Below are 9052 nucleotides of genomic sequence, written 5' to 3'. Positions count from 1 at the left end.
GTGCGGGGGTGCCGCGGGGACGGGTGGGCCCCGGGTCATCCCGACCGGGGGCGCCCCCGTTTCGCATGGGGCGGACGGGTTCTTTCTTGCCCGTCTCTCGCGAAACTCCGGCTCGTAATTTACCAATACCTGGTAAATAGGACATTTAGCTTAAGGTTGGTTCGGCTGACGGCCCGACCGGCAGCTTTGTCGGCAGGTGCACCTGTGGAGGTCCGGACTCGTGGCAGTACATCTCACCGAAAGGCGGGCCCCCGTGTCGACGCCGCCCGTCATCGGTCCCCAGAGAGCCCCGAAAGCGCCGAAGGACCGCAAGGTCGGCCGGCTCGTCCTGGAAGTGGCCCGATTCTCCGTCGTCGGCGGCAGCGGTGTCGCCGTCAACATCCTGTTCTTCAATCTGGCGCTGCACGGTCTGAAATGGGCCCCGATGGCCGCCACGGTGGCCGCCAGCTGCGTAGCCATGGGGACGAACTACCTCGGCTTCCGCTACTTCGCCTACCGGGACAGGGCCTCGCGCACCCCGCGCCAGATCGCCCTGTTCTTCGCCTTCAGCGGGCTCGGCGTCGCCATGGAGAGCCTGCTCTTCTACATCGGCTACCACGGTCTCGGGATGGACAGTCCGCTCGGCTCCAACATCGCCAAGGTGCTGTCCATCGTCCTGGCTTCGGCGTTCCGCTTCGTGGTGTACCGGACGTGGGTCTTCCAACACGCGAAGAACGGCCGATAGCACCCCAGAACAGGGTGTGATGTCTACGATTAATAGGATGAATGTGGATCAACCTCGCGCGATTGCCGAGCATCGGACAGAGCCCGCCGCCTCCCCCTCCGGGGCCGAGCCGGACGGGCCCGCCGTTTCCGTGGTCGTCATCGTCTACAACGACGCCGCACGGCTGCCCGACGCCGTGCGCTCCGTGCTGGACCAGACGCTGCAAGACGTCGAGGTCGTCATCGTCGACGACCGGAGCACCGACGGCTCGTACGAGGTCGCAAGCGGACTCGCGGCGACGCACCCGGGCCGGGTCCGGGCCTTCCGGCTGCCCGAGAACAGCGGAGGCTGCGGCGCTCCCCGCAACCGCGGCATCGCCGAGGCCCGCGGCACCTATGTGCTCTTCCTCGACAGCGACGACGTCCTGGAGCGCAACGCCTGCCGCAACATGCTGGAGGCCGCCGAGGCCACCGGCGCCGACCTGGTCTCCGGTCTGTGCGTGCGCGTGCACGTCGACTCCCGCACGGGCAAGGAGGTCAAGTGGTACCCGTGGCTCTACGAGCGCACGCGGACGCTGGAGTCGATCTCCGAACTGCCCGACCTGATGGTCTTCGACACCCTGTCGACCAACAAGTGCTACCGCCGGCAGTTCCTGCTCGACGAGGACCTGCGCTTCCCGGTCGGCATCCACTACGAGGACCTGCTCTTCTCCGCCCAGGCGTACGCCAGTGCCCGCCGCATCACCCTCATCCCCAACCGGGTGTACGAGTGGAGGGTCGCCGACAAGGCGGAGGCGAAGTCCATCAGCAACCGGCGTGACGAGATCGCCAACTTCACGCACCGCATGGAGATCCACCGCCGGGTCGACCGGCTCCTCGCCGACAAGGGCCATCTGGACCTGAAGTTCGCCAAGGACGTCAAGTTCCTCAAGCACGACCTCGTGCTGCACCTGCGCGAACTGCCCTTCCGCGACGTCGCGTACCGCGAGGAGTTCGCCGCGATCGCCCGCCAGTACCTGGAGTCGATCGACCGCGCCGCCTTCGACGAGACCGAGCCCATCCACGCCATCTGCGCCTACCTCCTCCAGGTGAGCGACTGGGACAACCTGCTGCCCGCCGTGGACACGCTCACCAACCGCGACAAGATCTCCTCGCCGCTGGTCGAGCGCGACGGCCGGGTGTTCTGGTGCGCCGAGCACCTCGACGACCCCTTCGGCCGGCACGTCCTGGACGTCACCGAGGTCGGCCACCACGTCAAGCCGGTCGACCGCATGTTCCTGCGCAACGCGCTGACCTCGTACGAGAGCACGGGGGGCACCGTCCGGCTCGCCGGGCGCATCACCAACCCGCTCGGTGTGATCCCGGCCGGCGCGCGCCTCGCCGGAGAACTGGAGTTCTACGCCCGCCGCCCCGGAGTACGGTTCCAGACCTTCCGCTTCCCCGTGGCCACCGTCCGGCACGCCGGGGAGACGGTCGACTGGGAGGCCACGGCCGCCCTCGCCGCCGTACGGCCGCTGGGCATCGTGGACGCCGTGTGGGACGTACGGCTCCACCTCGACGTCGACGGCACACGCACCACCACCCGGCTCACCGCGGCCGAACCCGGCCTCGCCGTCGGGCAGTCGCCCGTCCGGCCGCGGCTCACCCGGCTGGTCGCCGACCGCATCGAGCCGGTCGTCTCCTCGCGCGGGCACCTGTCCTTCCGGCTGGTCCCCGACAAGAAGGCGAACGTCCTCGTCCAGCGCGGTGTGCACGGCCGCGCCGGAACGCTCGCCAAGACCGGCTACCGCAAGGCCCGTACCCTGCGCAAGGAACTCACCTCGGGCGACACCAAGATCCGCCTCTACCACGAGGTGTTCAGCCGGCTGCCCGTCCGCAAGGGACTCGTCGTCTTCGAGAGCCACCTGGGCCGCCAGTACAGCGACAGCCCCCGGGCGATCTACGAGGAGATGCGCCGCCAGGGGCTGGAGTTCGAGCCGGTCTGGGCCTACAGCGACAGTCCGGCGGGCTTCCCCGACGACGCCACCCTCGTGCGCCGCTGGTCCCTGCCCTACCTCCGGGCGCTCGCGCAGGCCGAGTTCTGGGTCGACAACCAGAGCTACCCGCTGAAGCTCGCCAAGCGGCCCGACACGACGTACATCCAGACCTGGCACGGCTCCGCGCTCAAGCGGATGGGCTTCGACGAGGCCGAGTGGAAGCTCAAGTCCCGCGAGGAGCAGGCCGAACAGCAGCGGACACTGGACCGCTTCGACCGGTTCCTCATCCGCTCCGAGCACGACGTGCGCACCCTCGCCCGGGCGTTCCGGCTCCAGGAGCGGACCCTGCTGCGGGTGGGATACCCGCGCAACGACGCCCTCGTACGGGCACGACAGCGGGAGGAGACCGGAGCGGCGCGTGAACGCGGCGCCCTGGCGGCCGAACTGGGCATCCCCGAGGACCGGCAGATCCTGCTGTACGCGCCGACCTTCCGCAGCCGGGGCAACGGACAGAAGCGGTTCGAGCTGCCCTTCGACGTCGAGCGCTTCGCCGACACCTTCGGCGACCGCTACGTACTGCTGATCCGCTCCCACTATCTGAACCACGTGGTGCTGCCACCGTCCGTGCGCGGCCGCGTCATCGACGTCACGGCCCATCACGACGTGACGCCGCTGCTCGCCCTCGCCGACGGGCTGATCACCGACTACTCGTCCGTGATGTTCGACTACGCCCTCCTGGACCGCCCGATGTTCTTCTACGCGTACGACTACGACGCGTACGTGCACGAGGACCGCGGGACCTACTTCGACCTGCTGGAGCGGGCGCCGGGTCCCGTGGTGCGGACCGAGGACGAACTGCACGCCGCGCTCGGCTCGCTGGAGGAGCAGTCCGTCAAGTACGCGCCCCGGCGCGAGCAGTTCCTCGCCGCCTTCGGCGAGTACGACCAGGGGACGGCGGCCCGCGCGGTCGTCGACCAGTTCTTCGGGCAGTGGAGGCGCGGATGACCGGCCGGAAGCGGGACATCTTCTTCGTCTCCAACAGTGTCGACGAACTCGGCGGGGTGACCAGCTGGTCGCACCAGATGGCCAAGCTCTTCACCGAACGCGGCCACAGCGTGCACGTGGTGGGCGTCACCGAGCCCGCCGTTCCCCAGGAACTGGGCGAACTCCCCTACCCCACCAAGACGTTGTACGACGTCCACCCGCCCAAGGTCCGATCGGCGCGCGGACTCAGGGGGCGGCTCGACGTCGCCGAGCGGAGACGGCGGGCCGAACGGGCCGCGGGCATGCGGGACAAGGCCGCCGAACTGACCGCGCTGTTCCGGGCCGCGCGTCCCGGGGCCGTCGTGATCGTCACGCAGGTGTGGGCCATGGAGTGGGTGGAGCTCGCCGACACCACCGGCCTGACCGTCATAGGGATGAGCCACGAGTCCTTCGAGTACTCCCGGACGACCTCGCGCTTCCGTCGGGTCCTGAAGCACTACAAGGACGTCGACCGGATGCTCGCGCTCACCCGCGAGGACGCCGACCTGTGGATCAGGGAGGGGCTGGACAACGCGTCCTTCATGCCCAACCCCATTCCGTTCATGCCCGCGGTGGCCTCGCCGCGCACGGAGAACGCCGTGGTGAGCGTGGGCCGGCTGACGGACCAGAAGGGCATCGACATGCTCCTCGACACCTGGGCCGAGGTCGCTCCGCTGCACCCCGACTGGCGGCTGCGGATCTACGGCTCCGGCGAGGACGAGGAGATGCTGAGGAAGCAGTGCACCGCCCTCGGGCTCGACGACTCGGTCGACTGGATGGGGCGGACGAGCGACGTGCCGGGAGCGCTGCGCGGCGGCTCGGTCTTCGTGCTCTCCTCGCGCGGCGAGGGCTTCCCGCTCGCGCTCATGGAGGCCATGGCCACCGGTCTTCCGTGCGCCGCCTTCGACTGCGCGCCCGGCGTCCACGAGATCGTCCGGGACGGCGAGGACGGTCTGCTGGCCACCCTCGGCAACACGGGGGAGCTGGCCCGCAGGCTGGACACGCTGATGTCGGACAAGGCGCTGCGTGACTCCATGGGCGAGGCCGCGCGCGTGAACATCCAGCGCTTCACCACGGACGAGGTCGTCCGCCGGTGGGAGGAACTGTTCGCGTTCCTGGAGCGCTGAGCGGGCGCCGGGGCCCGGAAACGACCAGAGGCGGAGCCGTCACCGGCTCCGCCTCTGTCATGTGCCCACGTCTCTACTTGCCCGTGAACTTCTCGTACTCCTTGAGGACGTCCTCGGTCGGGCCGTCCATGCGCAGCTCGCCGCGCTCCAGCCACAGCACCCGGTCGCAGGTGTCGCGGATGGACTTGTTGTTGTGGCTGACCAGGAACACCGTGCCCGCGGTCTTGCGCAGCTCGCGGATGCGCTCCTCGGACCGCTTCTGGAAGGAGCGGTCACCGGTGGCGAGGGCCTCGTCGATCATCAGGACGTCGTGGTCCTTGGCCGCCGCGATGGAGAACCGCAGGCGGGCCGACATGCCGGAGGAGTAGGTGCGCATCGGCAGGGTGATGAAGTCGCCCTTCTCGTTGATGCCCGAGAAGTCGACGATCTCCTGGTAGCGCTCCTTGATCTGCTCGCGGGACATCCCCATGGCGAGGCCGCCGAGGTAGACGTTCCGCTCGCCGGTCAGGTCGTTCATCAGGGCCGCGTTCACGCCCAGCAGCGAGGGCTGGCCGTCGGTGTAGATCCTGCCGTTCTCCACCGGGAGCAGACCCGCGACCGCCTTGAGCAGCGTGGACTTGCCGGAGCCGTTGGTGCCGATCAGGCCGATGGCCTCGCCGCGGTAGGCGGTGAAGGAGACGCACTTGACCGCGTGGACCTTGCGGACACCGGCGGCCTTCTCGGACTGCTTGCGGCGCATGATGCGGTTGAGCGCGGCGGTGGCGCTGCCCCGTCCGGCGCCGGTGCCGTTGACGCGGTAGACGATGTCGACGCGGTCGACGATGACGGTCGGGATCAGCTCGGCGGGGGCCGAGGCGGTCGCGGGGGCGGTAGCGGCGGCGCTCTCGTCCTGCGGCTGGGTGTCCTGCGCGATGATGTCAGCCACGGCCGTACGTCTCCTCAGCCTTCCAGAAGTAGATGAAGCCGCCGACGCCGACGACGACCGCCCAGCCCAGCGCGAGCGCCCAGACGTGGTGCGGCAGCTGGTGCGCGTGGAAGGTGTCGATCAGCGAGTAGCGCATCAGGTCGATGTAGACGGCGGCCGGGTTGCTGGAGAGCGCGACCTCCACCCAGTGCGGCACGCTGCTGTTCTTGAGCATCTTGTCGATGCTCCACATGACGCCCGAGACGTACATCCAGGTGCGCAGGATGAACGGCATGAGCTGCGCGATGTCCGGCGTCTTGGCGCCCATCCGCGCCACGATCATCGCGATGCCGGCGTTGAACATGAACTGGAGCATCAGCACGGGTACCGCGAGCAGCCACGAGGCGCTCACCGGCACGCCGAAGCACAGCAGGATGACGATCAGGGCGGCCATCGAGAACAGCAGCTGCTGGAGCTGCTGGATGGCGTACGACACCGGCAGGGCGGCGCGCGGGAAGTGCAGGGCGCGGACCAGGCCGAGGCTGCCGGAGATCGCCCGGGTGCCCGCCATGATCGAGCTCTGGGTGAAGGTCCAGATGAAGACGCCGGTGACCAGGAACGGGATGAAGTCCGACACACCGTGGCTGGTGCCGAGCAGGATGCCGAAGATGAAGTAGTAGACGGCCGCGTTCAGCAGCGGGGTCATCACCTGCCACACCTGGCCGAGCTTGGCCTCGCTGTACTGCGCGGTGAGCTTGGCGGTGGCGAACGCGGTGATGAAGTGCCGCCGCGCCCACAGCTGTCCGACGTACGCGGGCAGGCTCGGGCGCGCACCGCTGACGGTGAGGCCGTACCGGGCGGCGATGGCCGCGGCGTCTTCGGTGGGGGCCGGTGACGCTGTCGGGGGCGGTGTGTTGAGGACCTGGCTCACATCCGTTGCTTCCGCTCGGGGGGTGGGGGCACACGGTCGGCCCGTGAGGATTCCGACGGCGTTTCTTGCCGTTTTCTTGCGTCGGAACGGGTCCGTATCGTCGTAACGTGAGAGTAGGCCCAATCGACGTCGGAACGCAACCGTATCGTCGTAACGCCCTATGCTGGTCCGTATGACGACGAACGCCGAAACAGCCGCGAGTGCCCCCACGCCCGCGCCTGCCGCCGGAAAGCCCCGGCGCCGCCGGGCTCCCGCCGGTGCGGCGGTCCTGCGCGAGGACGTCACCGAGGCGATCCGCGCCGCCGTCTTCGAGGAACTCGCGTCCGTCGGCTACGCCAGGATGTCCATCGAGGGGATCGCCCGCCGCGCGGGTGTCGGCAAGACCGCGGTGTACCGGCGCTGGCGCTCCAAGCTGCATCTCGTGCTGGACCTGGTCTCCGCGATCGCGGTCCAGGGGCTTCCCGCCCCGGACACCGGCTCGCTCGAGGGCGACCTCCGGCTGCTGTACGAGGTCACCTCGCGCGCCCTGCGGCACCCGGTGGCCGGCCAGATCATCCCCGACCTCCAGGCCGAGGCCGCCCGCAACCCCGAGATCGCGGACGCCATGCAGGCCGCGCTGCGCGAGGGCCAGCAGTCGGTGTCGAGCGGGATCGTCGCGTCGGCCGTGGCCCGGGGCGAGATCCGTGAGGGCGTGGACGTCGAACTCGCGCTGGACCTGATGTCGGGACCGCTGTACTGGCGCGCGGTGGTCGTCCGCGGCCCCAAGGTCCCCAAGGGCTACCTCCCCAGCCTGGCCCGCGCCACGGCAGCGGGCCTGAAAGCCCTCTGACCCGCACCCGCCAGGAGACGGGCCGCCAGGAGGCGGGCCACTAGGGGGCGGGCCGCCGCCCGGCCAGCCGGACGGCGAGGTCCGCGAGGTCGGCCGCCCGCAGCACCCGCCCGCCGAAGCCCGGCAGGGGCACGTGCAGCGGCCCGGTCCAGCGGTCCGGCAGGGCCGCGTCCCCGTACACCGCTCCCGCGAGCGCTCCCGTCACCGCCGCGACGGTGTCGGTGTCGCCACCCAGGTCGACCGCGGCGCGCACGGCGTCCTCGAAGGAGTCCGTGGTCCGCAGCGCCCACACGGCCGAGCCGAGACAGGGCCACACGGCCCCGTTGAACTCCGTCGCCAGGTCGGGGTGCCAGTCGTCGTCGAGGACCGTGGCGTAGCGGGCCCGGTGGTCCGGGTGGACGGCGGCGAGGGTGTCCGGGAGGGCGGTGAGCGGGTCCTGCCCGATCAGGGCGACCCGGATCAGGTCGTGGAGGATCGCCGTGCCCTCCCAGGCGGCGCGGTCGCCGTGGGTGAGGGCGGCGACGCGGCGGGCGGCGGACATCGAGGTCTCCCGGCCGTACGGGGCGAAGAACACGGCGGACGTCGACGCCCGCATCAGCGAGCCGTTGCCGGCGCCCCGTTGGTTGGACTGGAAGTGCAGCGCGGCGGCCAGGTCCCAGGGGTCCCCGCTCGTGAGGACCGCCTCGGTCTGGAGTCCGATGTCCTTCGGGTCGGCCGCCGCCCACCGCCGGAACTGGTCGAACAGGTCCGGGAGTTCGAGGCCGCCGTGCGCGATCAGCGACTCGCCGACCAGGACGGCCATCTGGGTGTCGTCGGTCGCCTCGCCCGGGTCCCAGCCGCCGCCCCCGCACATCTCCCCGCCGTGCCCGGGTGCGGGAAAGCGCCGGGTGAAGGCGCCTTCCGGGCCGAACTCGAAGGGGGCGCCCAGCGCGTCGCCCACCGCGGAGCCGAGGACGGTGCCGGTGGCGGTCATGGGGCGAGCGTACGGCGCCGGTGCCCGGCGGCCGTCCGGGGGGCTTCGGCGGGACCGGGTCCGGGCGCGGGCGGGGTCAGGTCCCTGGGGGTGCGGGGTGGTGGTGGAGCCAGCCCGCCCAGGCCGAGGTGATCATGTCGTCCACGTCGTGGCGGGCCTTCCAGCCCAGTTCGCCGGCGATGCGGTCGGCGGAGGCGACCACGCGGGCCGGGTCGCCGGGGCGGCGCGCGGTGGTGACCGGGGGCCGCTCGTGGCCGGTGAGGGCGTTGATGCGGTCGATCATCTCGCGCACGGAGACGCCTTCGCCGCGGCCGATGTTGAGGGTCAGGGCGGTCCCGGGCGAGGCCGCCAGGGCGCGGGCCGCGGCCACATGCGCCTCGGCCAGGTCGACCACGTGGATGTAGTCGCGCACACAGGTGCCGTCCGGCGTCGGGTAGTCGTCACCGAAGACACGCGGGGCGGTGTTCTCCGTCAGCTTCTCGAAGACCATCGGGACGAGGTTGAAGACGCCCGTGTCGGCCAGCTCGGGGGTCGCCGCTCCGGCCACGTTGAAGTAGCGCAGACACGCCGTGGACAGGCCCGTCGCC

Annotated in this window: 8 protein-coding genes; 4 read left to right on the top strand and 4 right to left on the bottom strand. The window is 70.5% G+C overall.

What is annotated here, in order from left to right:
• Window positions 1-253: 253 nt before the first annotated feature.
• From ACFWI4_RS40555 to ACFWI4_RS40545, 3 genes are read left to right on the top strand one after another with little or no spacing between them, the layout of a single operon-like run.
• Window positions 254-724, top strand: a complete 471-nt coding sequence (locus ACFWI4_RS40555; protein WP_387206646.1) for a GtrA family protein — start codon at window positions 254-256, stop codon at window positions 722-724.
• 37 nt (window positions 725-761) lie between these two features.
• Complete coding sequence (locus ACFWI4_RS40550; protein WP_387206644.1) at window positions 762-3683, top strand: CDP-glycerol glycerophosphotransferase family protein; 2922 nt, start codon at window positions 762-764, stop codon at window positions 3681-3683.
• Window positions 3680-4828 carry a glycosyltransferase gene (locus ACFWI4_RS40545; RefSeq protein WP_385404739.1) on the top strand — a complete coding sequence of 383 codons (1149 nt, stop codon included), beginning with the start codon at window positions 3680-3682 and terminating at the stop codon, window positions 4826-4828. The genes ACFWI4_RS40550 and ACFWI4_RS40545 overlap by 4 nt, the downstream gene beginning before the upstream one ends.
• 73 nt (window positions 4829-4901) lie before the next feature.
• Here ACFWI4_RS40545 and ACFWI4_RS40540 read toward each other — a convergent pair whose 3' ends face one another.
• The gene (locus ACFWI4_RS40540) at window positions 4902-5666 is read right to left on the bottom strand and encodes an ABC transporter ATP-binding protein (protein ID WP_385404761.1); all 765 of its coding nucleotides are present in this window, start codon (window positions 5664-5666) and stop codon (window positions 4902-4904) included.
• A 79-nt stretch (window positions 5667-5745) separates the two neighbouring features.
• A complete protein-coding gene (locus ACFWI4_RS40535; protein WP_387206642.1) occupies window positions 5746-6663 on the bottom strand; it encodes an ABC transporter permease in 918 nt (305 codons plus the stop codon).
• A 172-nt stretch (window positions 6664-6835) separates the two neighbouring features.
• Between ACFWI4_RS40535 and ACFWI4_RS40530 the strand changes: the two genes are divergently transcribed.
• Entirely contained in the window at window positions 6836-7492 is a 657-nt protein-coding gene (locus tag ACFWI4_RS40530) for a TetR/AcrR family transcriptional regulator (protein ID WP_387206640.1), read from the top strand.
• 40 nt (window positions 7493-7532) lie between these two features.
• Here ACFWI4_RS40530 and ACFWI4_RS40525 read toward each other — a convergent pair whose 3' ends face one another.
• Both ACFWI4_RS40525 and ACFWI4_RS40520 read right to left on the bottom strand, forming a co-directional pair.
• Complete coding sequence (locus ACFWI4_RS40525) at window positions 7533-8465, bottom strand: ADP-ribosylglycohydrolase family protein (RefSeq protein WP_387206638.1); 933 nt, start codon at window positions 8463-8465, stop codon at window positions 7533-7535.
• A 76-nt stretch (window positions 8466-8541) separates the two neighbouring features.
• A partial coding sequence (locus ACFWI4_RS40520) for an NAD-dependent epimerase/dehydratase family protein (RefSeq protein ID WP_387206636.1) occupies window positions 8542-9052 on the bottom strand: 511 nt, incomplete at its 5' end.

The sequence above is a fragment of the Streptomyces sp. NPDC127038 genome (assembly GCF_042725875.1).
Taxonomy (GTDB): domain Bacteria; phylum Actinomycetota; class Actinomycetes; order Streptomycetales; family Streptomycetaceae; genus Streptomyces.
Note: the sequence above shows the minus strand (reverse complement) of the source record. Positions and strands in the feature narration are given on the sequence as shown.